At 60.8% G+C, this 1164-nt stretch carries 1 protein-coding gene; it reads left to right on the top strand.

Going from position 1 to position 1164, the window contains the following annotated elements:
- Positions 1–203 precede the first annotated feature (203 nt).
- Positions 204–1142, top strand: coding sequence for an IS110 family transposase (locus EN964_RS35245; RefSeq protein ID WP_127270070.1), 939 nt, complete (start codon positions 204–206; stop codon positions 1140–1142).
- Positions 1143–1164: the final 22 nt, after the last annotated feature.

The raw sequence follows: 1164 nt of genomic DNA, 5'->3' as shown, positions 1-1164 counted from the left end.
GCGCCGCCCCTTGTATCTGCACGAGATGATTATGTGCGATGGAAGCGATTGAGCCTCGGGCCGGATGGCCATCCGGCCCGAGGCTTGGCGAAGTCGCCCGCTGCCCCTCCGGCTACAACCGTCAATGAGCTTGGGATCTTCGCCTTTGTCACGCACGACCGAATAGTCGCTTGGCTCCAATCGCACGAACAAGGCAGGTTACCGTGAACAACATTATTTGTGGAGTTGATGTTTCGAAAGATTGGCTGGACGCCCATATCCGGCCGGGCGCTGCGTTTGCTCGCTTCGCCAACGACGCAGCGGGACTAGGCGAGTTGCTGGTGTTTTGCCGCGGCCATCGTGTCGAGCTCGCGGTTATGGAGGCCACGGGCGGTTATGAGCGGTTGGCCTTTCTGTGGCTTTGGGAGAACGGCCTGCCTTGCGGCATCGTCAATCCTCGCAGCGTGCGTCGCTTCGCCGAAGCAATGGGCACCTTCGAGAAAACCGATCGCATCGACGCGGCCGTGATCGCCCATTACGCGTCGGTCAAGCAGATCGTGCCGGCGGCGCCGCCCAGTCCCGCGCAGCAGCGACTGAAAGTCTTGGTTTCCAGGCTTTCCCAAGTCACCGGCGACATCACCGTCAACAAGCAGCGCAAGAGCGCCACCACAGACGCCGAGACGCTGGCCAGTCTCTCCACGGTGCTGACCTGCCTCAAGCGCGAGGAGAAGCGGCTGGCTGGCGAGGTGGCCTCGCTGATTGACGATGATCCGTTGTGGGCCAGGCTCGACATGACATTCCGCGTCTTCAAGGGCTTGGCTGACCGCACCGTTGCCCGTCTGTTGGCGGAGGTCCCCGAGATCGGCATCGTCTCCAACAAGGCCATCGCCAAGCTGGTGGGGCTCTCGCCTTTCGCCAATGATAGCGGCAAACGCGAGGGACCTCGTAATATTCGGGGCGGTCGCACCGGGCCGCGTGGCATTCTCTTTATCGTTGCCCGGCACGTCGCCAGGTACGATCCTCATCTGCAAGCTTTCGCCGAACGGTTGCAAAAGGCTGGCAAAACCAAAATGGTCATCCGCATGGCGCTGGCGCGAAAACTCCTCGTCATTCTCAATGCAAAAGCACGCGATGCGCGCATGGAGTTCGCCAATGCAACTTGACACCACAGATAGTCGCTCATTG

The organism is Mesorhizobium sp. M7A.F.Ca.CA.001.10.2.1 (assembly GCF_003998575.1).
Taxonomy (GTDB): domain Bacteria; phylum Pseudomonadota; class Alphaproteobacteria; order Rhizobiales; family Rhizobiaceae; genus Mesorhizobium.
This window is presented reverse-complemented; position numbering and strand designations above follow the sequence as displayed.